At 69.9% G+C, this 24,941-nt stretch carries 21 protein-coding genes; 3 read left to right on the top strand and 18 right to left on the bottom strand.

From position 1 onward, the window contains the following. Positions 1-1,121, bottom strand: a 1,121-nt coding sequence (locus QMK34_RS39995) for a DUF6779 domain-containing protein (protein WP_326420018.1), incomplete at its 3' end; no start/stop codon positions are given. Positions 1,122-1,190: 69 nt separating this feature from the next. Further along, complete coding sequence (locus QMK34_RS40000; protein WP_326420019.1) at positions 1,191-1,652, bottom strand: DUF3180 domain-containing protein; 462 nt, start codon at positions 1,650-1,652, stop codon at positions 1,191-1,193. 520 nt (positions 1,653-2,172) lie between these two features. Between QMK34_RS40000 and QMK34_RS40005 the strand changes: the two genes are divergently transcribed. After that, the gene (locus QMK34_RS40005) at positions 2,173-3,114 is read left to right on the top strand and encodes a helix-turn-helix domain-containing protein (protein ID WP_326420020.1); all 942 of its coding nucleotides are present in this window, start codon (positions 2,173-2,175) and stop codon (positions 3,112-3,114) included. A 52-nt stretch (positions 3,115-3,166) separates the two neighbouring features. Here the strand turns inward: QMK34_RS40005 and QMK34_RS40010 are convergent, their stop codons facing one another. The 14 genes from QMK34_RS40010 to dacB form a co-directional block, all read right to left on the bottom strand. Next, the gene (locus tag QMK34_RS40010; RefSeq protein WP_326420021.1) at positions 3,167-5,833 is read right to left on the bottom strand and encodes an ATP-binding protein; all 2,667 of its coding nucleotides are present in this window, start codon (positions 5,831-5,833) and stop codon (positions 3,167-3,169) included. 45 nt (positions 5,834-5,878) lie between these two features. Then, complete coding sequence (folK, locus tag QMK34_RS40015; protein ID WP_326420022.1) at positions 5,879-6,394, bottom strand: 2-amino-4-hydroxy-6-hydroxymethyldihydropteridine diphosphokinase; 516 nt, start codon at positions 6,392-6,394, stop codon at positions 5,879-5,881. Then, positions 6,391-6,777, bottom strand: a complete 387-nt coding sequence (folB, locus tag QMK34_RS40020; protein ID WP_326420023.1) for a dihydroneopterin aldolase — start codon at positions 6,775-6,777, stop codon at positions 6,391-6,393. Before folB ends, folK begins: the two co-directional genes overlap by 4 nt. 10 nt (positions 6,778-6,787) lie before the next feature. Then, positions 6,788-7,633 (bottom strand): dihydropteroate synthase, encoded by an 846-nt coding sequence (gene folP / locus QMK34_RS40025; protein ID WP_442785323.1) that lies wholly within the window; start codon positions 7,631-7,633, stop codon positions 6,788-6,790. Continuing rightward, positions 7,630-8,253, bottom strand: a complete 624-nt coding sequence (folE, locus tag QMK34_RS40030) for a GTP cyclohydrolase I FolE (RefSeq protein ID WP_326420024.1) — start codon at positions 8,251-8,253, stop codon at positions 7,630-7,632. Before folE ends, folP begins: the two co-directional genes overlap by 4 nt. Continuing rightward, a complete protein-coding gene (gene ftsH, locus QMK34_RS40035) occupies positions 8,228-10,645 on the bottom strand; it encodes an ATP-dependent zinc metalloprotease FtsH (protein ID WP_326420025.1) in 2,418 nt (805 codons plus the stop codon). The genes folE and ftsH overlap by 26 nt, the downstream gene beginning before the upstream one ends. Positions 10,646-10,873: 228 nt before the next feature. Beyond that, a complete protein-coding gene (locus QMK34_RS40040; protein WP_326420037.1) occupies positions 10,874-11,713 on the bottom strand; it encodes an ESX secretion-associated protein EspG in 840 nt (279 codons plus the stop codon). 373 nt (positions 11,714-12,086) lie between these two features. Next, the gene (locus tag QMK34_RS40045) at positions 12,087-12,878 is read right to left on the bottom strand and encodes an ESX secretion-associated protein EspG (RefSeq protein ID WP_326420026.1); all 792 of its coding nucleotides are present in this window, start codon (positions 12,876-12,878) and stop codon (positions 12,087-12,089) included. A gap of 64 nt (positions 12,879-12,942) precedes the next feature. Continuing rightward, a complete protein-coding gene (locus QMK34_RS40050; protein ID WP_326420027.1) occupies positions 12,943-14,337 on the bottom strand; it encodes a hypothetical protein in 1,395 nt (464 codons plus the stop codon). Positions 14,338-14,360: 23 nt separating this feature from the next. Further along, on the bottom strand, positions 14,361-14,726 hold the full coding sequence (locus QMK34_RS40055; RefSeq protein WP_326420028.1) for a hypothetical protein: 366 nt from the start codon (positions 14,724-14,726) through the stop codon (positions 14,361-14,363). A 162-nt stretch (positions 14,727-14,888) separates the two neighbouring features. Then, entirely contained in the window at positions 14,889-15,452 is a 564-nt protein-coding gene (gene hpt, locus QMK34_RS40060; RefSeq protein ID WP_326420029.1) for a hypoxanthine phosphoribosyltransferase, read from the bottom strand. A gap of 3 nt (positions 15,453-15,455) precedes the next feature. Continuing rightward, positions 15,456-16,511 (bottom strand): tRNA lysidine(34) synthetase TilS, encoded by a 1,056-nt coding sequence (gene tilS, locus QMK34_RS40065; protein ID WP_326420030.1) that lies wholly within the window; start codon positions 16,509-16,511, stop codon positions 15,456-15,458. After that, a complete protein-coding gene (locus QMK34_RS40070; RefSeq protein ID WP_326420038.1) occupies positions 16,508-17,536 on the bottom strand; it encodes a zinc-dependent metalloprotease in 1,029 nt (342 codons plus the stop codon). The genes tilS and QMK34_RS40070 overlap by 4 nt, the downstream gene beginning before the upstream one ends. 100 nt (positions 17,537-17,636) lie before the next feature. Then, positions 17,637-20,744, bottom strand: coding sequence for a D-alanyl-D-alanine carboxypeptidase/D-alanyl-D-alanine endopeptidase (gene dacB, locus QMK34_RS40075; RefSeq protein ID WP_326420031.1), 3,108 nt, complete (start codon positions 20,742-20,744; stop codon positions 17,637-17,639). Between the two features lie 171 nt (positions 20,745-20,915). On the opposite strand from dacB, the gene QMK34_RS40080 reads away from it, so the two are divergent. Further along, on the top strand, positions 20,916-21,434 hold the full coding sequence (locus QMK34_RS40080; protein ID WP_326420032.1) for an inorganic diphosphatase: 519 nt from the start codon (positions 20,916-20,918) through the stop codon (positions 21,432-21,434). Between the two features lie 78 nt (positions 21,435-21,512). Here the strand turns inward: QMK34_RS40080 and QMK34_RS40085 are convergent, their stop codons facing one another. Continuing rightward, positions 21,513-23,159 carry an MDR family MFS transporter gene (locus QMK34_RS40085; RefSeq protein WP_326420033.1) on the bottom strand — a complete coding sequence of 549 codons (1,647 nt, stop codon included), beginning with the start codon at positions 23,157-23,159 and terminating at the stop codon, positions 21,513-21,515. An 87-nt stretch (positions 23,160-23,246) separates the two neighbouring features. After that, positions 23,247-24,206, bottom strand: coding sequence for an Lrp/AsnC family transcriptional regulator (locus QMK34_RS40090; protein ID WP_326420034.1), 960 nt, complete (start codon positions 24,204-24,206; stop codon positions 23,247-23,249). 71 nt (positions 24,207-24,277) lie between these two features. On the opposite strand from QMK34_RS40090, the gene QMK34_RS40095 reads away from it, so the two are divergent. Then, on the top strand, positions 24,278-24,941 hold a 664-nt coding region (locus QMK34_RS40095), incomplete at its 3' end, for an inositol monophosphatase family protein (RefSeq protein WP_326420035.1).

A 24,941-nucleotide genomic window follows, 5' to 3' on the forward strand; every position in this document is an offset into this window, starting at 1 on the left:
AGCGCGGGCCGGGTGTACTCGGGCTCGACCCTGGCGCGGACCGGCTCGGGCTTGGGCAGCGCGGCCGACTGCTGAGAACGCGCGGCGGGGGCCACCGGCGCGGTCTGGCCCCGGGTCGACTCCGCCCGCGACGGCTGCGGGCGCGGCGCCTCGGCGCGCTTCGGCTCCGGACGCGGCAGCTCCGTCCGGGTGGCCTCCTCGGTCCGCGTGGGCTCGGGACGGCGCGGCTGGGGTTCGGGTTTCCTGGGCGCCTCGGGCGCCGGACGGCGGACCTCGGCGGGCTTGGCGGCGCGAGGGGCTTCGGCGGACTCGGCCTTCGGCGGCTGCCGGGGCTGGTCCTCGAGCGGGTTCGCCCGCGACGCCGGCGGCTTGGGCCTGGCCATCTGCTGGGTGCTCTGCGGGTTCTGGGTGCGGGTCAGGCCACGGCCGTTGCTGCGGCCGCCGGTGGCGCTGCCGTTGCTGCTGCCCGTGCTGTTGCCGTTGGTCGGCACCTTGCGGCGGCGCTCGGCGACGGACGAGACCGACGACACCGAAGCCTGCTCAAGCACGCGCTCGATGAGCTCGGTGCGCTGCTCGGTGACATCGAAGGTCTTCGCGGCCGTCAGCTGCGCGGGCTTGCCGTTGCTCTCCGGCGCGGCCGAGACCAGGCGCTGGTCGTCCTTGAGCGACCGCATCCGGGTGGCCTGCGCGGTGAGCGCGACGCGCTCCAGCAGCACCTCGCCGCCGAAGAGCGACTGCAGGCTCTCGCGCAGCGCCGTCACCTCGGCCCGCAGCGCGTCGAGCTCGTCGCGGGAGCGGGACTCGGAAGCCTCGCGGTTGTCCGCTTCGATCTCGAGCTCGTACTCGCGGCGAGCGGCGATCTCCCGCTCCAGCTCCAGCTCGTACACGGCCTGCGCTTCGGCCACCGCGTCCTCACTGTGTGCCGCGTGTTTGCGGTATTTCACCGCGAGGAAAGCGCCGATCAGGGCCGCCCACAAGGCGGCAACGATGGCCAGCCGGAGATACCGGAGGTCATCGCTGAGCACGAGCGCGAGGGTGGCGCCGATGGCGAGTATGAAGCCGACAACCAACCACGGCCTACCCAATAGGTGGCCGCGCGAGTCGTCACCCACGCCAGTCATGCCCAACACCGTACCTTCTAGTAATCCGAACGAGACCTAGTCGGTACTTCGAGCGGTGGACTGGGAGCGTTAACCGGTAGTCCGTCTTGGGGGGTCCTGATCACTGCCCTCGGGGGTCCGGCAGCAGTGCTCGAGCCACAAACCCGCAGCTACCAGCGCTGCCGCGGACACCAGTCCGACCACCGAGCTGCGGACGTCGAAAGTCGCGGCGACGAGTTCGTCACGCCGGGGAAAAAGATACGCCAGCGCGCCCAGCCAGGCACCCGCCATGAACGCTGCGGCGAGTGACGACGCCTTCGCCAGCGCCATCGATCGGGCGACCGCGATCGCGGCGAGCACTCGGCCCTCCTTGATCCGCGTCCGCACTGAGAACGCCAGCCCGACCTCGGCCAGCGCGAGCACGAACAGCGTCGCGCCGGCGAGCGTGGGCAGGCGCGGCAAGGAGCCGTAGGCGGAGATGAAGAGCAGATAGGACAGGAGCACACCGAGCAGGCCGGACACCGTGAGCTCGCGTGGCCGGGTGAAGTGCATGCCCCCACGGTACCGAGCGACAGCTGGGACACTTGACTCTCCACCGACTGGAGAGTCTTACATCGCGTCTGAGAACTGTCGCAGCAGCCGCCGCTCGAAGCCTCGAGCGCCTGTCCTTCGAAGCCGCCTACCCTCCACAAAGGACGAAAAAGCGGCCCATTCACCCGTTTTATACCGCCATGACCGTTTTATGCGTGCCCCTGAAGGCCACCATGACAGCGTTAAACGCCGTGAAGGCTCCCATCAGGGCACACGGCAAACCTGGGGTCGCGACTGAAGGGGACTTCCCTCCACTCAACCTTGCAAAAGTCCCCTTCACCAGAACAGACCGCGTGACAGTCCCCGTCAGTCACGCGGCCCTAGGAGACTGCTGAATAACAGCGTTCGGATGATTGATCAAATATGAAAGCGCTGGTCAGGCGACTTCAATTGATCTTCAGATCGACTTATTCAGCGGTCTCCTAGGCGCCAAACTGGACGACATGACATCAGTTTCCGGACGCCTTCTTACATGAGGCAAGTGGGCAGCACCGTCGTCTTCACCATCGGAGAACTGGCCAGGCGTACCGGCCTGCCTGTGAAGACCATCCGTTTCTACTCCGACGAGGGGCTGCTGCCCCCGACCGGCCGCACCGGCGCCGGATACCGCCTGTACGACACCACGGCGATGGCCCGCCTCGAGCTCGTGCGCACCCTGCGCGAGCTCGGTCTCGGCCTCGCCGACGTCGAACTGGTGCTCACCAGCGAGTCGACCGTGCGGGACCTCGCGGCCCGCCACATCGACGCGCTGGACGAGCAGATCCGGCGGCTCCGGCTGCGCCGCGCGGTGCTGCGGGCGGTCGCCAAACGTAATTCACCCGTCGAAGAGGTCAAGTTGATGAACCGGCTCGCGTCGATGTCCGACGAAGAACGCAAACGTTTGCTCGACGAGTTCTGGACCGAGATGGTCGACGGTCTGGACGTCGATTCGGCGCTGTACAACCAGCTGAGCTGCGCGAAGCCGGACCTGCCGGACGACCCTGCCCCCGAGCAGCTGGAAGCTTGGATCGAGTTCGCCGAGCTGGTCACCGACCCCACCTTCCGGAAACTGATCCGCGGGATGGGCGAGCGGCAGTCGGCACAGCGGCAGGCAGGCGAGTACCAGCAGCCCACCGAGACCCAGCAGGAGCAGTGGGTGGCGTGGTCTTCGCGCGCCCAGGCCGCGGTGGACGCGGGGCTGGCGCCCGACTCGCCGGAGGGTCGCGCGCTGGCCGAGACGATCTTCACGACGTCGGCCAGTCCCGGCCGCGACCCGCTGGACCCCGCGTACCGGACCGAGGTGACCGAGGGCATCGCCGCGGGCGCCGACCCGCGCGCCGAGCACTACTGGACGTTGCTCGGCGTCATCAACGGCTGGCCGCCGTTCCCCAGCCAGGCTGTCACCGCCCGCTGGATCATCGACGCCCTCACCGCCGCCCGCTGACAGTCGCCCGCTGACAACGAGTAACTGCGCACTCAGGCGAAGATGCGACTGCTCAGGCAGGGGTGCTCCGACGGTCCGCGAGCAGCACGACGTTGAGCTTGACCTCGGTGAAAAAGGCGTGGCGCAGGTCACCGGGCAGAGTGGCGCCCTTTTCCTCGACGATCCGCCGCGCGCCGCTGCGCAGCCGTTCCGCCTCCGGCGCGCGCCCGGACCGGTCGAGCACCACGGAGTGCCAGTAGCGGATCTCCTCGCCGCACACCGCGGGCAGCGGGCCGTGCTCGTCGAGGATCCGCACGGCTTCCTCACCGGCCCGCACCGCACTGGCCTGCTCACCTAGCGCAAGATGCAGCCGCGCCAGCAGCGAGAGCGCGACCACCTCGCTGCGCCGCAGGCCCGCGCGGCGGCATTGCTCGATGTTCGACGTCAGCAGATCCTGAACGCGCGAGGTTTCACCGGGGTCTCCCCGCGACACTGCGAGGAGCACCTCGACGTAGAGATTGCACACGAGGGAAGCCACGTTGATCAAGAACGTGCGCCGAGTTTCCTCCCACGCCACTTCCAGCGCGTTCACCGCGGTCTCGAGTTCGCCCTGTTCGAGGTGCAGCTTGCCGAGCAGGGCGACGTTGTACGCATGCCACGCGCTCGGCTCACCTTCGCCGAGCGCGACAGCTTCCACCAAGGTCGCCCGCGCCTTCCCCCACAGTCCCACCGCGCACTGCACCTGGGCCAGGTAGTTCAGCGCGGTCGGCATAGTGCCCGCGTCGCCGCCCTGGCGCAGGCGTTCGACGCAGCTCTCCAGCCTCGCCAAGGCCGCACCGAGGTCTCCCGAGTCGAAGAGGCTGACCCCGACCTGCATCTCGATCCGCGCCGCGGCGTGCAGCAACGCCGGATCGTTCGTACGGCCCAGCTCATGACGGCGCATCAAGCCCTCCACCTCGAGGAGGACCTCGAGGCCGGCACGCAGGTCGCGTTTGGTCAGCTCACGTCCGTACGCCGACCGGGTGAGAAACCGCATCGCGGTGTCCTCGGCCTGATCGGCGAGCCTGACCGCGTCCGACAACGCGTTCAGCGACTCGTCGACTCCCCGCACCTTGTGCAGCACCCGTCCCCGAAGTGCGGCAGCGCGGCAGCGCAACCGCAGATCGCCACTGCGGTCGGCGGCGGCACCCGCTTCGTCCACCAAGGGCTCGAGCGGGGTGGTCGCCAGGAACGCGGGGCCGGTGCTCCAGTGCCTTTCCGTGGACAGCAGCAGCAGTTCGATGATCTCGACCAGAAGACCGGCCGCCTCCCGGTCTTTGTTCTCCTGCCTGATGTCCTCGAGTGCCTGACGGCACAGCCGTTCGGCCTCGACCAGTGACCCGCCGGACCCGATGAGGGAACGGGCCATGGCGAGCGCTTTGCTCGCGGCCGGTACGAGCTCGTAGCCGAGATGATGCTGGTGGATCACCTCCAGCGAGTAGGTGCGCGGCTTGGTGGGCCAGTCCCGCATCAGTTCGCTGAGCACGGCCGCGACCGCCGCGTGCCGCTCACGGCGCAGCTGCGGACTCTGTTTGACGTACAGCACTTGACGCACCAGCGCGTGTTCGAACTCATACACGTCGCACCCGGCCCGCCTGGCCCACTCGTCGGCGTCGCTCACCTGGATCAGGCCGCTGGTGATGCTGATTTCGTACAGCCGGTCGAGCACTTCCTTCCGCGGCCGTCCGGACAGTCGCTGGACCGCCGCGGTGATGAACCGCTCTCCCTGGATCGCGCCGAACGAGAGCAGTTCGACGTCGGAGTCCGCCAACCGGCGAATACGCTGCCTGATCACGGCTTCGGCCGAGGTGGGAGCTTCCCCGGTCGAAGTCGTGACCGGGACGACGTCACCACCGGGGAGCCGCCCGGGGCGCTCGCTGAGCATCGACAGGTACTGCGCGACGAAGATCGGGTGGCCGCCGGTGTGGCGGTGCAGCGCGGAAATCCGTTCCGCGCCGAGATCCCTTCCGTACCGTTCCCGGACGAACATGTTGACGGCTTCGATACCGAAGCCGGTGAGGGAGAGGGTCAGCGCACTGCCCTGGATCGCCAGCCGGTCCAGCAATTCCCGCAGGGGTGAATCGACCGCCAGCTCACCACTTCGCACGGCGAGCACGATCGCGAGCGGCCGATCGGCAGCGGACGCCAGCAGCCTGTCCAGGACGAGGCAGGAACTGGCGTCGATGAGATGGGCGTCGTCGATCAGCAGTGCCGACGGCCGCTGGGACCGCACGGCGTCCAGAATGGCGTCCGCGACCATCATCGGAACGGGGATGGCCACGCCCTTGCCGCCCTCGCCCGGGGACTTGGCGGCCGCGGCCACGCCTGCCCGCAGCGCGGGCCCGGCGGCCGGAACCAGGTTGGCGACCAGCTCCACGCCCGAGTCCACCACGACCCGCCTGCCGAGTTTGAACAGCCGCCCACGCTTTCCCCGCGGCCGCAGCTCCTTGAGGGCGTCCACCATGACCCCGTAGGCGTTCTCCTCGCCGACCTGGCCATGACACCGCACGGAGGCTATCGAGCCGACCCGGACCGGCCTTACTGCCCGGACGCGCTGGACGAAGGCCGCCAGCAACGAGGTCTTGCCCACCCCGGCGACGCCGTACACCACCGCGATCCTGGGCCCGTCCGAGGCGACCCGCTCGAGAAAGGCGGCCAACGTGGCGGCCTCTGCCTCACGGTCCACGAACACGCCCGGCACGATGCGCTCCCGTCGCCTGTCGGGCGGGCGTGCCCGGAAGCCGCCCTACCCGTTATCGCTGACCGTTTCGTCAATCGTGTGTAGCACAAGATCCGAGCGGAGAGTGACGTCGTCGGTACTCATTCCAGCCTGCAGTCCGGAGATCGGCCCGTGGCCGGGGAGCACGGCGTCCGGCTCGACATCCCGCCACGGGACCAGCAGGGTGGACCGCCGGTGCGCCCCGGGATGCGGGAGCGTGAGATCGGGATGATCACTCAGCACCCCGTCGACGACGACGACGTCGACGTCGAGCTTCCGGGGGCCCCACCTGATCCCTCGGATCCGCTCGACCTGCCGTTCCAGCTCCTGGGCGCGAGCCAGCCAGCCCCATTCGTCGATCTCGTCGGACCGCACGATGAGCACCGCGTTGAGGAAGTCGTCCTGACTGAAGACACCCCAGGGCTTGGTCTCGTATACAGATGACGCGGCGACCAGGACGTCCTTGAAACCGTCGACCGCCGTCCGGAGGTACCCGAACCGATCACCGAGGTTGGAGCCGAGTGAGAGCACCGCACGGGTCATGACCGGGCACCCGCGCTGTCCGTGCGCGTGCGCCGGACGGTGACGGCGACGTCGTCGAAGGTCAGCGGGATGGGCGCGGACGGCTTGTGCACGGTCACCTCGACCTCGCTCAGCCGTTCGTCGCGCAAGACCTCCGCGGCGATCTTGCCCGCGACGCTCTCGATCAGGTCGTACGGCTCCCCGGCGACGATCCCGGCGACGAGCTCGGCCAGCTCGCCGTAGTGCAGCGTCTTGGTCAGGTCGTCCGAAGCGGCGGCCGGGGCGAGGTCGAGCCACACGACGACGTCGACGACGAACTCCTGGCCGTCTCGCTTCTCGTGGTCGAACACCCCGTGCCTGCCGAACACCCGCAGGCCCGTCAACGTGATCCGGTCAGTACTCACGCCACCGCGCTCATTCCGGGGTTCCCCTTTTCCAGGCCGCCGCGACGGCCACCGCGTCCAGCGACGCTCCGACTTCGTGCACCCGCACACCCCAGGCACCGGCCGTCGCGGCCAGCGCCGACACCGCGGCCGTCGCTGCCTCGCGCCCGTCAGGCAGCCGCGGCACACCGTCCTCATCGTACAGCAGACGGCCGAGAAAACGCTTGCGGGAAGCACCGACCAGCACCGGGAAACCCAGTGACAGCAAGGATTCAAGCCCGTGGAGCAACGCCCAGTCATGCTCGGCGTTCTTCGCGAAACCCAGCCCCGGGTCGAGCACGATCGCACTCTCGGCCACTCCGGCGGCGAGCGCGGAGTCCACTCTGGACACCAGCTCGGTGCGGACCTCGGCCACCACGTCGGTGTAGGACGCCAGCGTGTTCATGTCCCGGCTGTGCCCACGCCAGTGCATCAGCACCCACGGCACGCCGGACTCCGCGGCCACCCGCGCCATGTCCGGGTCGGCGAGCCCGCCGGAGACGTCGTTGATCACCCTGGCGCCGGCGGCCAGCGCGGCGGCGGCGACCTCGGCCCTGGTGGTGTCGACGGAAAGCCCGACCCCTTCCGCGGCGAGTGCCCTGATCACCGGGACGACCCTGGCGCGCTCGGTCTCCGCGTCCACTCTGGACGCACCGGGCCGGGTCGACTCACCGCCGACGTCGATCAGGTCGGCCCCGCGGGCCCACATCTCCCGCGCGTGCTCGATCGCCTGGTCCAGATCGAGGTAGCGGCCGCCGTCGGAGAACGAATCCGGGGTCACGTTCAGCACGCCCAGCACGGCGCAGCGCCCCGGCGAGGGCAGGCCGGGCGAGGTCACCGGCGCCCCTTGATGAGGTCCAGCGCCTCCGCCCGCGACGACGCCGACGTCTTGAACTGGCCGCGCACCGCCGAGGTGGTGGTGCGCGCACCCGGCTTGCGGATGCCACGCATGGCCATGCACAGGTGCTCGGCCTCGATGACCACGATCACCCCGCGCGGCGCGAGCTTGCGCACCAGCGCTTCCGCGACCTGGGAGGTCAGCCGCTCCTGCACCTGCGGGCGCCTGGAGTACAGGTCGACGAGCCGGGCGAGCTTCGACAGCCCGGTCACTTTGCCGCCGCCGTTGGGGATGTAGCCGACATGGGCCACGCCGTGGAACGGCACCAGATGATGCTCACAGGTGGAGAACATCGGGATGTCGGTGACCAGGACGAGCTCTTCGTGTGCCTCGTCGAACGTCTTGTCCAGCACCTCGTCGGGCTCGAGGTAGAGCCCGGCGAACATCTCGTGATACGCCCTGGCAACCCGGGCGGGAGTGTCGAGGAGACCATCCCGCTCCGGGTTCTCGCCACAGGCGAGCAGCAGTTCCCGAACCGCCTTCTCGGCACGCTCCTGGTCGAAGACCGGTTTGTCGCCGAGCGGCTGTTCACCGTTACCGCTGCTGGTTGTCCTGTCCATCCGCGTCACGCCGATGCTGCCCCTCGTCCTGCCCCTGACCACCCGGCTTGTCGGAGAACCAGCCGTCACGCGGGCGGTCTTCGGCGGGGTGCCAAGGCTGACCGGGCTGGCCGCCCGGCGAGGTCGCCGGGGTCCATCCCGGAGGAGCTCCGTAGTTCGGCGGACCGCCCTGAGCACCCGTACCCGGGCCACCCTGGTAGCCACCTGCCGGACCGCCCGGCTGCTGACCACCATATGCCTGGGGCCAGTGGCTGGTGCCGTTCGGCCCACCATTCGGACGGCCCCCGTTGGGGTAGCCGCCGGGCTGCGGCGGGGCGTACGGGTTGGCGTTCGGATCGGGCGCCGAGTACGGCGGGCCACCTGGCAGGTCTCCCCCGCCCGGCACGGTCGCGACCGGGGTCGGCGCGGGCTGCAGGACAGGCCGCTCCTTCTCCGGCGGCGGCCACGGCTCGCCACGCTCGATCGCCAGCTCGCCGGGGGTCTTGATCGGCGGCTTGTCCGAGGGCGTCCGCTCACCGAACTCGTTGAACACGGTGATGTGCGGGCGCTTCTCGACGGTGGCGAAGATGCGCTCGAGGTCCTTGCGGGTCAGCGTCTCCTTCTCGAGGAGCTCGATGACCAGCTCGTCCAGCACGTCGCGGTAGGTGTTGAGCACGTGCCACGCCTCGGTGTGCGCGGTCTCGATGAGCTTGCGCACCTCCTCGTCGATCTCGTGCGCGACCTCCAGCGAGTAGTCCGCCTGCCGCCCGGCCGAGCGGCCGAGGAACGGGTCGCCCTGCTCCTGGCCGTACTTGACGGCGCCGAGCCGGGCACTCATGCCGTACTCGGTGACCATCGCGCGGGCGATCTTCGTGGCCTGCTCGATGTCGGAAGAGGCGCCGGTGGTGGGCTCGTGGAACACGAGCTCCTCCGCCGTGCGGCCGCCCATCGCGAAGACCAGGCGCCCGAGCATCTCCGAACGGGTCATCAGCTCCTTGTCGTCCTCGGGGACGAGCAAGGCGTGCCCGCCGGTCCGGCCGCGAGGCAGGATCGTCAGCTTATACACCGGCTCGATGTCCGGCATCGCCCACGCGGCGAGCGCGTGCCCGCCCTCGTGGTAGGCCGTGATCTTCTTCTCCTTCTCGGAGATGATCCGGCTCTTGCGGGCGGGGCCGCCGACGACACGGTCGACGGACTCCTCCAGCGCTTCGTCGGTGATCACGTGCCCGTTCTGCCGGGCGGTGAGCAGCGCGGCCTCGTTGAGCACGTTCGCCAGGTCGGCGCCGGACATGCCCACCGTGCGCTTGGCCAGCCCCGAAAGGTCCGTGCCCTGCGCGATCGGCTTGCCCTTGGCGTGCACCTCGAGGATCGCGCGGCGGCCGCGCATGTCGGGCGCGGACACCGGGATCTGCCGGTCGAACCGGCCGGGACGCAGCAGCGCCGGGTCCAGGATGTCGGGCCGGTTCGTGGCCGCGATCAGGATGACCCCGCCGCGGGCGTCGAACCCGTCCATCTCGACCAGCAGCTGGTTCAGCGTCTGCTCACGCTCGTCGTGACCGCCGCCGAGGCCGGCACCGCGCTGGCGGCCGACCGCGTCGATCTCGTCGACGAAGATGATGCAGGGCGCGTTCTGCTTGGCCTGCTCGAACAGGTCACGCACCCGGGAGGCGCCGACACCGACGAACATCTCCACGAAGTCCGAACCGGAGATCGTGTAGAACGGCACGCCCGCCTCACCGGCGACAGCCCTCGCGAGCAGCGTCTTACCGGTACCGGGTGGGCCGTAGAGCAGCACACCCTTCGGGATCTTCGCGCCGAGAGCTTGATATCGCGCCGGATTCTGCAGGAAGTCCTTGATCTCGAACAGCTCTTCGACGGCCTCGTCCGCGCCGGCGACGTCACCGAACGTGGTCTTGGGCATGTCCTTGTTGAGCTGCTTGGCCTTGGACTTGCCGAAGTTCATGACCCGGTTGCCGCCACCCTGGGCGTTGTTCATCATCCACATGAGCAGACCGAGCACCAGCGCCAGCGGGATGGCGAAGATGAGGATCTGCGTCAGCACGCTCTGCTGGCTGACCTTGGTGGTGAACTTGACCGGGGTGTCGCCGTTCTTGAGGGCGATGAGCCGGTCGTAAATGGTGTCCGCGGAGTTGGCCGGGTACTGGGCGATGATCTGGTCGGTCTGCTGACCATCGACGTCAATCTTCTGGGTCAGGAGCAGCTTGATCTGCTGTTCCTTGTCCTCTTGACTGGCTTCCTTGATGTGGTTCGCGGTGATCTGCTGGTTCGCCACCGAGATGGGCACCTGGGTGTAGCCACGATCGCTGTCGAAGATTGTGTTGTACGCGAACAACGCCAGCAAACCCGCGACAATCCACAGCAGTGGGTTCCTGAGCACGCTCTTGCGATTCATACGACTCGGCCTTGGTGGCCTCGACCCTCCCTGGTTGGGCGGCTGGAGGTGGTATCCGCCGTCACGATCTTGACTGCTGGTCTACACACTGCTGGTCTATATACGGTGTACTGGGACACCAGTCCCACCAGGGTACCGTCCGGGGGGATCGGTTACCTGTGTGAGCCTCTCGCAGGTCAACGGCCGATACCGCGCCGGGGTTCCCGCGCCGGGTCCAAGCCGCCCACCTTAGCGTGTGTCGGCGGACACGCTTGACACCATCTCGCTCAACCTGGTCCGCAAAGTCTTGGGATCGGCGGGCGAAACGGTCACCCATTCGCGGCCGTCGGAACCGGCCCTCGACAGGCTCAGATACCGCCCGGAAGCGGTATCGAACCAGGCCAGGACCCTGGAGCGCTGTTTGGCGCCGAGCTGCGTGCGGCTGTTCGCGACCACCTGGCCACCACGCAGGCGAGGCTGCCCGGAGAGCCTGGCGTAGACCTCGCGGGGGTCGGCGGTGACCCGTTCACTCAGCGAAACCCGGCGCGGCTGGACCTTGTCCCGGCGCTTGCCCTTGTCGTCTTCTTCGCTCTGAGCTGAACTTGCCGAGACCGGGACGCGGACGGGCGCCGTGTGCAACGCCTCGTCGAGCGGCAAGGTGAGTGAGGCCTCACTCCCGCGCTCGCCCGGCGGGAGCAGCTCCACGACAGCCGAGACCATTCCGTCGGCGGGCGCCTCGCGCAGCCAGATCCCGTCGGCGTCCTGGATGGCCACCACACTCTGACGGCCGTCCGAGGCGGCCAGGATCCCGACCGGCGGCGCGAGATATTGCGGAATGTGCATCGCGTCGACGCTCAGTGGAGCCCGCGCCAGCAGGTACAGCCAGTCCTCGACCCGCGACTCGAGCCGCCCGCGGCCATCCCGCACCCCACGGGCCTTCAGCTCGACGTCCGCACGAACCCGCATGGCGGACCGCTCGTTCTCGGTGGCACCACTGGACCGCACCCGCAGCGGATACGGCAGCTCACCGAGCTCGGCGGCTTCCCACAGGAAGTCGAACGTCTGCGGCGAGAAGAACTCTGTATTTATTTGTCGCCCCTTCCGCTATCGCGCTGCCAGGGCGCTCCTGTGTTCTTTATGTCGCGCTGAGTAGGTAGGGCGCCCTGCCATCACGATAGCGGGGCCTTCGGCCGAAAGCGGGGGCGACGGTGAAGTCTCCGGCTCGCAGGACTCGCCGGAGACCCTGTTGGTCCTGTTGCCCCTGGTCGCGTCTGAGCGCCTCTGAAGGCCACCTTGAGGGCGTTAGGGTCCCTCAAGGTGGCCTTCAGAGCACGTCTCTTGCGCAACAGGCCCGGCTCCCCGAAACGGGAGCAAAGGTCCCTTGCTCCCGTTTTGGAGGTCGGGGCGTGGGGGCGCAACTTGTCGACGAATCGTGGTCTCTCGCGAGCGAGAGGTGTGCGGGCTAGAGGGCCGCGGCTGTCGAGCTGGTGGAGAGCATCTCGGACAGGCGGTGGCGGAGGGTGGGGGCGTCCGCGGGCGCGATGGTGATCCAGTCGCGGCCGTCGCGGCCGCGGCTGGCCTGGGTGAAGTAGCGGCCGGTTTCGGTGTCGAACCAGCTCAGGACCGGCGACCGGGAGCGGTTGCCCATCCGGCTGCGGGCGTTGGCGCCGATCTGGCCACCGCGCAGCCGAGGCTGCGCGTGCAGCCTGGCCAGTGCTTTGCGGTCGTCGTCCGCGCTGGCCCTGCCGTCGGGCAGGGGGTCGCCGCGACGCTGCAGGAAATCCACCCCGGAGCCGCTGAGCAGCTGCTCGAGCGGCACGGTGATCGACTTCTCGGTACCCCGCGGTGCGGGCGGGAGCAGTGAGACGATCGCGCTGGCGAGACCGTCCGCGGCGATCGGGTTCAGGTGCAGGCCCCGCTGATCCTGCACGGCGAACAACGCCTGACCGCCGAGCACAGCGGCGATCGCCCGCAGCGGCTCGGCGTTCGGGTCGTTGGCCTGGACCGAGTCCAGGCTCAGCTCCGGTGCCGCGAGCAGGCCGAAGTAGTCCTCGAGATGCGGTTCCGGCCTGCCGGAACCGTTGGCGAGCCCGCGCTGCGCCAGGCCGGTCAGCACCTGACGGCGCAACCCCTCGCGCTCACCCATCGTCGCGCCGTGCGAAGGAACTCGCAGCGGGTACGGCAGCTCACCCACCCCGGCGGATTCCCAGAGGAAATCCACTTCGTGCAGGGTGAGCAGCTCCGCGGATGCCATCAGTCAGCCCCCAGGAAGTAGAACGGGCGCGCGGCCGGAAAGCCGCGCGCCCGGAAAAAACGTCTCAGCGATTGTCTTCGTCGTCCCAGGCGCCGATGACCGGCGGCGGGGTCGCCTCGTTGGCACCGAAGGTGTCGTCCGGGTCGGGCTCGATGAGGAACGACGCGTGCGTGTGCTCCTCGTCCGGCTCGGCGTGGGCACCGTGGCCGCCACCCATTCCGCCCATGCCACCCATCGGGGCAGGCGGCGTCTGGCCGGAACCGATCGTGCCACCGGGCGAAACGACACCCTGCTGCGGAGCGTTGGCCGAAGCCGCGCTCTGGCCGGCGGCGTCGTGGGACGCTGCCTCCGTCGAATCCGGTCGCGCGCCACTGCGGTTGCCCTGGCCGAGCGCACGGCCACCGGCGAGGCCGAGGCCACCGCCGAGAGCGCCCGCGCCCAGTGCCTGGCCGACACCGCCGCCACCACCACCGGAGGTCGCCGCGGGCACGGCTGCCGCGCCCGCGCCGCTGAACGAACCGGCACCCGTGGTCGCACCCGCACCGACGCCGGGGGCGTTCGCGCCCGCTGTCGCGGTGGACCCGGACTGGCTGAACGTGCCGGAGTTCGCGGCGAAGTCCGAACCGGCCCTGCCGCCGGAACCGCCACTGCCATTGCTGTCGAAGGAGGCACCCGAACCGGCGAAGACCGGCCCGCCGCCGCCGGTCGAACCGACGCCGCCGAAGTGCGACCCGGGGCCGCCGACGTTGCCGAACGAACCGGCGTGGTGCGAGCCGGACGGCTTCAGGCCCAGGGATTCGGGACCGAAACTCGGCGTGGTGCCGTCGATCTCCTTCATTTCCTGGGTGTAGGCGTCCATGAACTTGATCTGGTCGGCGAGCACCGAGTCGTAGGCCTCGGTCGCCACCTTCTGGTCGTTGACCTGCGAGGCGATCGGGGCCGTCAGGTGGGCCGTCGGCAGCGTCGAGGGGTCGGGCTTGGGCGGCGGCATCGTCTTGACCCTGGTGGCCGCGGCGGCCTGGCGGGCGAGGCGCTCGGACATGGCCTTGCTGGCCTGCGAGGCCTGCGAGCTCGAGTTCGCGATGGCGACGAGGGTGCCCTGCGCCGAAGCCGCGCCTTCGCCGACCCAGGCGTTGCCGAGCTCGGAGATGGCGGTGTAAAGGTCGTTGGAGACCCTGTCCAGCTCGCCGCTGTGGTGGTTCCAGATCTGCGAGGTCCGGTCCGCGGTGCCGGGGTCGTTGTTCTGCACCGCCCCGTCGTAGAGCTCCTGGCTCTTCTTGGCGGCCCAGTTGGGCGGATCCACGATCGCCCGGTCGGTGCCGACGTCGAAGCCGTCGTCGCGCCCGCGGGCGGACGAAACGATGCTGTCGCTGGCGGCGTTGTCGCCGAAGTTGACCGGCGTGGCCGCCCCCTGGGACGGGCCGCTGCCGTACGCGTCACTGCTGTGTTTCGGTGGCATGACTTTGAGTTCCCCCTCTGGACTCAGGAGCTTCTGAACGGCTGCGCGGCGGCCTGGTCGATCTCGTCGTAGCGGGCCATCGCGGTGACGATGCCCTGCTCGGCGGTCGCGTACTGGTTGTAGAGGTTCTGCAACGCCGCGGCGTACGAGTCACCGTGGCCCTCCGCACGCTGCGAAACCTTGGCCGCCATCACCTGCGCGACCTCGTTCGAGCCCAGCTTCGGCGGCTCGGCGAGTGCGCCGGCGCCGTTGAGCAGGGCCTGGATCGAGTCCTTGCCGGTGCGGATCTTGTTCAGCACGGCCTGTGCGGCGTCCGGGTCGACACCTACCTGACCGGCGGTGGCCGCGCTCTTGAACGCGTTGGCATCGGCCAAACTGCTGTTGCCCATCTTTCGCTCTCCGTTTCCCCCGCCGGCCACGTCGGCGTCGTGGCTTTGGTCTTCGCATAGGTTAACGCACCAGGTCGCGACCTATGACGCGTTCCCGGTACCCAGGGTTCCGCATTTCGGCGGATCACCGCAACCGGTTCGGCAAAGATCGCCCCGCTCGGGTCAGGACGTGTAGACGTGCGGGTCCAGCGTGCCGATGTAGGGCAGGTCCCGGTAGCGCTCGGCGTAGTCGAGCCCGTAGCCGACGACGAACTCGTTGGGGATGTCGAAGCCGATGTACTTGACCGGTACGTCGACCTTCACCGCGTCGGGCTTCCGGAGCAGCGAAACCACCTCGAGCGACGCGGGATTGCGGCTCGCCAGGTTCTTGAGCAGCCACGAAAGGGTGAGGCCCGAGTCGACGATGTCCTCGACGATCAGCACGTCACGGCCCGCGATGTCGCGGTCGAGGTCCTTGAGGATGCGCACGACGCCCGAGGACGAGGTCGACGACCCGTAAGAGGACACCGCCATGAACTCCAGCTGCGTCGGCAGCGGCAGGGCTCTGGCGAAGTCGGTCATGAACATGACCGCGCCCTTGAGGACCCCGATCAGCAGCAGGTCACCCTGACCACTCTCCTGGCCGTCTGCCGGGTAATCGGCGGCTACCTTGCCCGCCAGCTCCGCGATCTTGTCTTTGATCTGCTGCTCGGTGACGAGCACGGAGGCGATCTCGCCTTCGTACACTGGTCAGTCCCCTCTGGTGGTGGGTACGGGAGCTTCCTGCGGTGGAGTGATGAGGGAGAGCCTGCCATGCGCCCGTCCGGCTTCAAAGCCGCCCGGTAGCCAGACGCCGCCCTGGCCGTGCCAGTCCGCGATCAGCGCGTCGACCGCGCGCAGGTGCGCGTCGGTGAGCTCGCGGACCCCGGAACCCCGCAACCACGTGCGCAACACCCGTCGGCGCAGGGTCGGCGGCTCGGTCCCCAGCACCGCGACGTCGAGTCCCCCTGGGACGCAGGCGCGGGTGTGGAGGGCCCCGGCGAGTGTGTCCAGCACCTCGATGTCCTCGCGCAGCTGCGCGGCCGTCCTGGCCAGCGCGGCCGCGACACCGCCGGCCAGCACGTCCTCCAGCAGCGGGAGCGCCTCCTTGCGAAGCCGGACGCGGGTGTAGCGGGAATCGTCGTTGTGCGGGTCCCGCCACGGCTCGACGTCGAGCGCCGCGCAGGCCGCCACGGTGGTCGTGCGCGGGATGGCCAGCAGCGGCCGGGCCCAGGGATGGTCGTACGGGCGCATCCCGGCGACCGACCGCGGGCCGGACCCGCGGCCCAGCCCCAGCAGGACGGTCTCGGCCTGGTCGTCGAGGGTGTGGCCGAGCAGCACCAGACCGCCGTCCGACGCCGCCCTCAGCGCCCCGTACCTCGCGCGGCGGGCGGCCGCCTCCGGTCCGCCGCGGCCGTCGACCCGCACCGGGAGGACCTGGGCGCGGTCGGCGCCGAGCTTGCGGGAGAGGGAGGCGGCCTCGTCGGCGATCCAGGACGAGTTGTGCTGCAGGCCGTGGTCGACGATGAGCGCGGCCACGCGGTGGCCCGCGCGGTGCGCGGCATACGCGACGGCCTCGACGAGCGCGAGCGAATCGGCGCCGCCGGACACGCCGACGTAGAGCTCCCGTGACGACCCGGCGACCTCCCCGACTCTGCTGGCCCCACTGACCCTGCTGGCCCCACTGACTCTGCTGATCTCGATGGACTCCAGCAGGTCACGGACCGCGAGCCGGACGGCCGCGACGGCCGGATCGGGTCGGCTCATCCGTGCAGGCGCCGCACCCAGGCCGCCGGATCGGTGATCTCGGCGCGGGTCGGCAGGGTGTTCGGCGAGGTCCAGACGGCGTTGAAGCCCGGCATGCCGACGGCGTCGACGACGTACTTCGTGAACTTCGCGCCTTCCTCGTACTGACGCATCTTCGCCTCGACGCCGAGCAGGCCGCGCAACAGCCTGTCGAACAGGCCACCGCCCTTGCGCCGGGCGGTGAAGCGCTCGCGGATGGTGTCCACGGTCGGCACGACCTGCGGGCCGACCGCGTCCATCACGTAGTCCGCGTGGCCCTCCAGCAGTGTCGAAAGCGCGAGAAGCCTGTCGAACACCGCGCGCTGCTTCGGCGACTGAAGCAGCTCCGCGAGCCCGGCGCCCTCGGGACGGCCCTTGCCGAGCTGCTTGAGCGTGTCCGGCAGGCGGCCGACCAGGTCGGACAGGCCGTCTGAGTCGGCCCCGGCGAGGCCGCCGACCAGGCGTTCGACCTCGTCGGCGAAGTAGTCGCGCAGCCAGGTGACCGCGGTGAACTGCAGCCGGTGGGTGCACTCGTGCAGGCAGACCCAGAGCCGGAAGTCGTGGCCGGGGACCTTCAGCGCGCGTTGCGCGGCGACGATGTTGGGCGCGACCAGCACGAGCTGACCGGCGCGTTCGGGGCCGCCGAACGGGTCGTACTGGCCCAGCACGCGGGAAGCGAGGAAGGCGAGCACCAGACCGGTCTGGACGCCCGCGCCGGAGGCGAGGATCGGGCCCAGCGGGCCGCCCTGGGCCTCGGGCAGCGCCCGGCCGGTCAGCGCGTCGAGCCCGGCCGCGGCGGAGCGGACCCAGCCCGGCCTGTCGACCACCTCGCCGGGCAGCAGCGGCAGGCCAAGGCCGAGGCCGGTCAGCTCGCGGACGTGCCCCTCGGCCTCGATCGTCAGCTCACGCAGCTCCCGCACCGCCCGGTCGGCCTCGTCCCGCTCGACCGCCGGGCCACCCCGGACCAGGAAGGCCCCGGTCGACGCGGCGAGCGGCCAGTCGACCATCGGCCGCGTCTTCGTCTGCGTTTCCTCCGCTGCGCTCACCCTTTCGACGCTACCTGCTGGCGCGGCACTTTCCGGTGAAGGTTTCACTGCCGCGCCCGGGTCAGTGGCAGCCGCACCCGCGCAGGGCGGTGGCGACCGCGTCGAGCGCGGCCCGGACGGGATCCGGGTCGGTGGTCAGCGAGGTCTGCGACATCAGGGCGAACACCAGCACCCGCCCATCGGCATCGAGGAGGACGCCGCCGAGGGTGTTGACCCCGGACAGCGTGCCGGTCTTGGCCCTGATCCAGCCCTTGCCGCCCTTGGAGCCCTCGTCGCCGTAGCGCTCGGCGAGCGTGCCGCTGCCACCGGCGACGGGCAGCCCGGCGAGCAGCGGCCGCAGCTTCGCCGTCCGGTTGTCCTTGCCGTCGGGCGCGGCGGCTACGGCGAGGATGTCGCTGAGCAGCTTCGCGGGGACCTTGTTCTGCTTCGACAGCCCGCTGTTGTCGAACAACTGGACACCGCTCATGTCGAACCGGTTCTTCGCCAGCACGTCCTTGGTCGCGGCCGCACCACCCGCGAACGAGGGCTCGGCGCCGTTGGCGAGCGCGGTCTGCCTGGCCATGGCGTCGGCCGACACGTTGTCGGAAAGCTGGAGCAGCGAGTTCGCCATCTCGGTCAGCGGCGGGGACTTGACCTCGCCGAGCACCTTCGCGTCCTTGGGCGCGGTGACCCCGCCGCTCTGGAACTGGGCACCCAGTTTCTGCGCGATCTGCGTGGCGAGGTTCGACGCCGGGTTCGGGACCCGCATCGCGTGGTCCTCCTCCGGCTTGGACCGGCCACCGTCGGCCATCACGGGCGCGACCTGCGCGGCGAACGTCGAGGGCGCGTCGGTCGGGTCCCAGCCGGGAGCGGTCACCTGGCCCTTGTAGAGGCTGGTGTCGAGCTGGACCTTCTTGACGTTTCCGCCCACGGCCTTCTTGACCTGCGCGACGAGGTCGTCGACGTGGGCCGCGCCCGGGTAGAGCGGCGAGTCCTTGCCGAGCGGCTCGTTCGTCAGCGTCACGTCACCACCACCGACCAGCACCACCGTGCCGTCCTGCGCCCCGGCGACGATCTTCGTCGACAGCTGGAGCCCCTGGTCGACCGAAAGCAGCGCCGCCGCGACCGTGAGCAGCTTCGTCGTCGACGCCGGGGTGAGCGGCCGGGTGGGGTCCTTGCTCCACAGCACGTCGCCGGTGGAGGCGTCGATCACGCTCCCGGTGAGCGTGCCGAGGGCACTGCTGGCCGCGGGACCGCTCAGCGCCTTCGTCACCCCACTCGCGGTCGGGGCCTGCCCGGCCATGTCCGGCGTGCGCAGGACACGGACGACGGCGGCGGGCTGGGGACTGTCGCCCTTGGGCGCGTTCGGCGCCCAAGGCAGGCTGAGCCGGTTCGAGACGTTGGGCATGGCGGCCGCGACACCGAGCGCAACCACGACGAGCAGGGCGAACACCCCGACCAGCAGCCCCCGGCGCTTGCGGCGCGGCCGGGGCTCGGCCTCGGCGCCGGTCGGAGTTTCGGTCCCGGTTTCGCGGGACGGCGGATCGTGGTCGTCACCGTCCTGCAGCTCGGCCCGCCCGGCCCAGTCCGGCCGTTCGATGCCGACGGTGGCTTCGGCGGCACGCTGCTCGCCGCCGGGCTCGATCCGCATCGGCTGCACGTGCTGACCGGCCTGCGGAACGGGCGGCCTTGCCTGCGGATCCCGGAAGTCCGGGCGGCGCGACGGCTCCTGCCCGGCCCGGCCGCCGGACTCCGGACGCCGGACGGGATCTTGGCCTTCCTGATCCTGGACGCGCTGGTCTTGGGAGCGCTGATCTTGGGAGCGCTGATCGAACTGGTCCCAGTCCGGCCGGTTCCGAGCCCCGCCCCCGATGATCGCCCGCTGGTTCTCACCGGGCTGCTCCGGTGGCTCCGGGCGGTCGCGATCCTCGGCGTCCTGGCGGTTTTCCGGCGCGGCGCCGCCCAGCGAACCCCCGGTACGTCGTTGCCAGGCGGACCACTGGGTGGGCGCCTCGGAGTCATCCGGCCCGGCGGACTGGTGCTCGTCGGGCGCGAAGGCGGCGGCGTCGGGCTGGACACCCGGACCGTCCCAGGCGGACCAGCCCGGCTGATTCTGCCCACCAGGACTCCGCTGACCAGGGCTTTCCTGACTCCGGTCCTGCGGAGCCTGACGCTGCTGGTCCTGACTCGGCTGAGCCCAGGACTGCGGCGGCTGACCCTCTGGCCTTTGCGAGGCGCGACTCTGCTGGCTTTGCTCCTGGCCTTGGTCCGGCTGAGTCCAGGAGTGCGGGACCTGACCTTGCTGCTCCTGGCGACCTTCGTCCGAGCGCGCGGACTGACTCCGCTGATCCTGCCCTGGCAGGCTCCGGCCCGACTGGCCCCAGGACTCGCTCTCCCGCTCCTGATGGCCTTGGTCCGGCTGAGCCCAGGACTGCGACGACTGCTCGTCCTGCCGATCCTGAATCGGCTGTCCCCCAAGCTGCTGGCCCGGTTTCTGGGCCTGTTCCCGCTGACCGGAGCCCTGCGGCGCCCGGCTCTGCGGCGTCCTGTCAGCTTCCTGTGCCGAACGGTCCAGCCGCCACTGATCCAGCGCCGACTGATCCAGCGCCGGGAGGTCCGGCGGCGTCGGCGGCCCGCCCGAACGGTCCGCTCGCGACGGCTCTTGGTGCGAACGGTCCGGTACTGGCGGCGGCCATCCCTGGCCCGGCAGGTCCGCTCGCGGCTGCTCCGGCGGGGAGGCCGCGGGCGGCGGCCAGGTCGCACCCGGACCGTCCGATCGCCGCGGGTCCTGGCGCGAACGGTCCTCCGACGGACTGAACAGAGACTCCGGCTGGTCCGCTCGCGAGGGCTCCTGCGTCGAGCGGTTCTGCCAGGGCTGACCGGGACCCGACCGGTCCGCTCGGCGCGGCAGCTGGCCGGGGAGGTCACCTCGCGACGGATCCTGCGGCGACTCACGCTGGAACTCCGTCCGCCCTGGCGGCGGCGTGGCGGGCGAGGCCCCCGGGACGAACCACGAGCCCGGCTCATCGGGTGTGACGTTCGGCACGGCGAGCTCCTCGGTGCGGCCGGATCCGGCCTGCGGGAGCGGTAGCCGCGCGGTCGCGCCGCCTTGACCTTCGACGGCCCGGCGCTCGCCGGACGTGCTGTCCTCGTCGGCCGAGGGCCAACTCGGGTCATGCTGTTCGGGCACCCACCCACTCCTTCTCACCTGCCCCGGCAGGGGCCAAGCTCACATGCCGTCAAGCCGACATCAGTGCGACTTCCCGACCGGGTGTAGTCCACACTAGTGAGGCCAAGAGACTGACTACGGTGAGCCGCCCACGAGACGTGGCGTACCAAAGATGAGAGCAGCGAGGACGGCGTGGACTTCGACGTCACGATCGAAATCCCCAAAGGGGAACGCAACAAGTACGAAGTGGACCACGCGACGGGGCGGATCAAGCTCGACCGCACCCTGTTCACGGCCACTCAGTACCCGGCCGACTACGGGTTCATCGACGACACCCTCGGCCAGGACGGCGACCCCCTGGACGTGATGGTGCTCGTACAGGAGCCGACGTTCCCGGGCTGCCTGATCCGCTGCCGCGCGATCGGCATGTTCCGGATGACGGACGAAAAGGGCCCCGACGACAAGGTCATCGCCGTCCCGGCGAACGACCCGCGCCTCGAGCACCTGCGCGACATCCACCACATGAACGAGTTCCACCGCCTGGAGATCCAGCACTTCTTCGAGGTCTACAAGGACCTGGAGCCGGGCAAGAGCGTCGAGGGTTCTTCCTGGGCTGGCCGTGTCGAGGCCGAGACCGAGATCGGCCGCTCGTACGAGCGCGAGAAGGACCGCCTGGCGAAGGAAGCCGTCGACGGCCCCGCCGAGCACTGAAGTTCTTCCCGAGTGTCATGAAAGGGTCTTTCAGGGCAATTTTTGCCCTGAAAGACCCTTTCATGACATCTGTGGAGGTCAGTGAGCCAGCGCGAGCGCCGAGGCCTCCTCGTCAGCCCGCTGCTCCATCGCCGACTTCTCCGAGAGCGGCTTCTCCTTCAGCAGCCAGACCAGGGCGAACCCGATGGTCAGCACGATCCCGCCGACGGTGAACACCGTGCTCATCGAGCTGGAGAAACCCTCCAGGATCGGGCGGGCCAGCGTCGGGTCGAGCGTCGAGAGGAACGACGTGTCGTTGACGTCCACGCCGCCGGACAGCTGCTTCGCGAACTCCGGGTGCTGGGCCAGCGCCGCCACGTAGGACGGGCTCGCCATCGCGGAGCGCACCGCCGCCGCGATCCGGTCGCCGACCGTGGCGAACAGGATCGACATGAACACCGCGGTACCCGCCGTGCCGCCGATCTGCCGGAAGAACGTCGACGACGAGGTCGCCACGCCGATGTCCCGTGCCGGGACGTCGTTGGTCGCGGCCAGCTGCAGCGTCTGCATCGAAGCGCCGAGACCGAGGCCGATCAGGAACGCGATGACCATCACCACCGCCATCGGGGTGTCGACGCCGATCGTCGCGAGCATGAACAGCGCGGCCGCCATGATGCCGAGCCCGGCCACCGCGAAGACCTTGTACCTGCCGGTCCGCGAGATGATCCGGCCGCTGCTCAGGCTGGCGATCATGATCCCGAGCGTCAGCGGGAGCATCTGCAGCCCGGCGTCCGTGGGCGTCGCGCCCTTCACGATCTGCAGGTGGAGCGGCAGCGACATCATCGCGCCGAACATCCCGATGCCCTGGATGACCGTGACCACCGAGGCGACGCGGAACACCGGCCGGGAGAACAGCCGCAGCGGGAGCAGCGCGGAGTCACCCATCCGGCGTTCCTGCCAGATGAACGCGGCCACGCCGAGCAGCCCGATGACGTACATGGCGAGCGAAGCGGGCGATCCCCAGCCCCCCTCGCGGCCCTGTTCGGCGACGACCAGCAGCGGGACGAGCCCGACGGTCAGCGCGGCGGCGCCCAGGTAGTCGACCTTCTGGTTGACGCGGACGTGCGGGAGGTTCAGCACCTTGCTGACCACGACCAGCGCGGCCAGCGCGATCGGCACGTTCACCAGGAAGACCCAGCGCCAGCCTTCGATGGCGGCGAAGTCGCTCAGACCGGCGAAGAAGCCGCCGACGACCGGGCCGAGGACGCTCGAAACGCCGAAGACCGCCAGGAAGTAGCCCTGGTACTTGCTGCGTTCACGCGGCGAAGTGATGTCGGCGATGATCGCCAGCGCGAGGGACATCAGCCCACCGGCGCCGAGGCCCTGGAACGCGCGGAACGCGGCCAGTTCGTACATCGAGGTCGCCATACCGCTGGCGAACGAGCCGACCAGGAACAGCGTGATCGCTGTCAGGTACATGGGTTTGCGGCCGTAGAGGTCGGACAGCTTGCCGTACAGCGGCGTGGTCAGCGTCGCGGTGATCAGGTACGCGGTGGTCGCCCACGCCTGCAGGCTCTGGCCGTGCAGCTGGTCGGCGATCGTCTTCATCGCCGACGAAACGATCGTCTGGTCGAGTGCCGCGAGGAACATGCCGAGCATCAGCCCGGACAGCACGGTCAGGATCTGACGGTGCGTCAGTTTGCCTTTCGTGGCGGAATCTCCTTCCGCCGTGATGGTGTCGCTCATGGTGGCTCCTTCGAAGTCTCTGTAGTTGCTTGTATCAGTCAACTACTTGCAAGGTCCAACCATTCCCCAAAAGCTTGCATCGTGCAATCAAATATTTTGTGACCCTGCTCTCCCGGCCCGCTTGACCGCCCGGCCGACCACCGTGACCTCGGCCGACGGGATGCCGAACGCACCGAGCCCGGTGACGAACGTGTACAGCGCGGGCAGGTCGCGGCAGAACACCGCGGCCATCAGGTTGGTCGTCCCGGTGGTCGCGAGGCAGCCGTGCACCAGCGGATGGGCGGCCAGCGCGCGACCGGCCTCGTCGAGCCGCCCCGGCGGGACGGTCATCCAGACGTTCGCGTCGACGGCCATCCCGAGCAGCCGCGCTTCGACGTCGGCGTACGTCCGGATCCGCCCGGCCCCGCCCAGCCGGTCGAGCCGCCGCCGGACCGTCGACTCCGGGGCGCCACCGCGCGTCGCGAGCTCGCCGGGCCCGGTGCGGGCGTCTTCGGTGAGCATCGCCAGCAGGCGGTGGTCGAGTTCGTCGAGTTCGACGTCTTCGGTCGCCCGCGGCGGCGGGGTCAGCGCGGCGACCTCGGCGGCGGTCAGCAGGCCGGTCCGCCAGCCTGCCGCGTCGGCGAACACGTGCAGCACGGACAGGACGCGGGTTTCCGTGACGGCTGAGGTCGCGGGCAGCCGGTCGTACACGAGGTGCCCGTCCACCCCGCCGAACGCGATGGCACTGAGCTCCTCGCCCCCGGCCAGGACGTCCACAAAGGACACTTCCGGCAGGGCGGCCAGCGCGGCGGCAATCGCCCGCGCACGGCCGCGCAGCACCCGAACCCGCAGCAGCATCGCGCCACGCAGGCCGTGTTCCGGCGTCGGCACGCAGGTGACCCGCAGCTTTCCGGCTGACTGGAGGCGGGCGACGCACCGCGTGACCGTCCGCGGCGACAGGTCGAGAACCTCGGCGATCCGGCCGGTCCCAGCGCGCCCGTCCACCTGCAGGGCGGACACCACCCGCTGCTCCAGCAGAGTGAGTGATTCCGCCGATTCTGCCGTCATCGTAGTCCTCTTCCGCTCACCTCATGCCACTGGAGTTCCTCCCAGCGCCACTCAAGCGTAACCCTGAAAACGTGACAACAAAGAACCTGCTGCCGGTGATCGAGATCGTCGAGAAGATCGGCGCGGGCATCCCCGCCCAGCGACCCACGACTCCCCCGGCCAACCTGGACGAGCTCTTCGCGATGTTCACCGCGATCGACGACCCACTCGCCGCGCGGCTGCGCGAACAGCTCGCGATCATCCGGCCGGACACGGGCTGGGCCGAGCACGAGTTCGGCCCCGGCGACCGGGTCGACGGCGACCAGTGGGTCGTCGACGCGCTCGACGGCGCCGTGCAGTTCATCCAGGGCCTGCCCCAGTGGTGCGTGACGGTTTCCCTGGTGCGCAACGGAAAACCGTCCCTCACGGTGTTGTACTCGCCGCTGCTCGGCCAGACCTACGCGGCCGAGCTCGGCCAGGGCGCTTGGCTGAATGGCAAGCCGATCCGGCCGTCCGCCAAGACGTCACTCGACGCGGCCGTGGTCGCCACAAGCCAGCCGCCGTTCATCGGCGAGCAGCCCGGCGCCTCGGCGGCCGCCGGACGCACGCTCCCGGGCGTGCTCGACCGCGTCGCGGCCGTGCGAAACCTCGGCCCGACCTCCTGGCAAGTGGCCGACGTCGCGGCCGTACTCCCAGAACGCGGGGAGGCGTCCGCGCGCGACGTGGGCCCCGTGCCAGGAGGTCGGGCCGCGGTTT

The organism is Amycolatopsis sp. H20-H5 (assembly GCF_035828755.1).
In the GTDB taxonomy this organism is placed as follows: domain Bacteria; phylum Actinomycetota; class Actinomycetes; order Mycobacteriales; family Pseudonocardiaceae; genus Amycolatopsis.

Bases quoted from the DNA above. Each gene is read 5' to 3' on its own strand.
- QMK34_RS40000 (WP_326420019.1), bottom strand. From the start codon at position 1,652: ATGCACTTCACCCGGCCACGCGAGCTCACGGTGTCCGGCCTGCTCGGT.
- folK (WP_326420022.1), bottom strand. From the start codon at position 6,394: ATGACCCGTGCGGTGCTCTCACTCGGCTCCAACCTCGGTGATCGGTTC.
- folE (WP_326420024.1), bottom strand. From the start codon at position 8,253: ATGGACAGGACAACCAGCAGCGGTAACGGTGAACAGCCGCTCGGCGAC.
- ftsH (WP_326420025.1), bottom strand. From the start codon at position 10,645: ATGAATCGCAAGAGCGTGCTCAGGAACCCACTGCTGTGGATTGTCGCG.
- QMK34_RS40045 (WP_326420026.1), bottom strand. From the start codon at position 12,878: ATGGCATCCGCGGAGCTGCTCACCCTGCACGAAGTGGATTTCCTCTGG.
- QMK34_RS40050 (WP_326420027.1), bottom strand. From the start codon at position 14,337: ATGCCACCGAAACACAGCAGTGACGCGTACGGCAGCGGCCCGTCCCAG.
- QMK34_RS40055 (WP_326420028.1), bottom strand. From the start codon at position 14,726: ATGGGCAACAGCAGTTTGGCCGATGCCAACGCGTTCAAGAGCGCGGCC.
- tilS (WP_326420030.1), bottom strand. From the start codon at position 16,511: ATGAGCCGACCCGATCCGGCCGTCGCGGCCGTCCGGCTCGCGGTCCGT.
- QMK34_RS40070 (WP_326420038.1), bottom strand. From the start codon at position 17,536: ATGGTCGACTGGCCGCTCGCCGCGTCGACCGGGGCCTTCCTGGTCCGG.
- QMK34_RS40085 (WP_326420033.1), bottom strand. From the start codon at position 23,159: ATGAGCGACACCATCACGGCGGAAGGAGATTCCGCCACGAAAGGCAAA.
- QMK34_RS40090 (WP_326420034.1), bottom strand. From the start codon at position 24,206: ATGACGGCAGAATCGGCGGAATCACTCACTCTGCTGGAGCAGCGGGTG.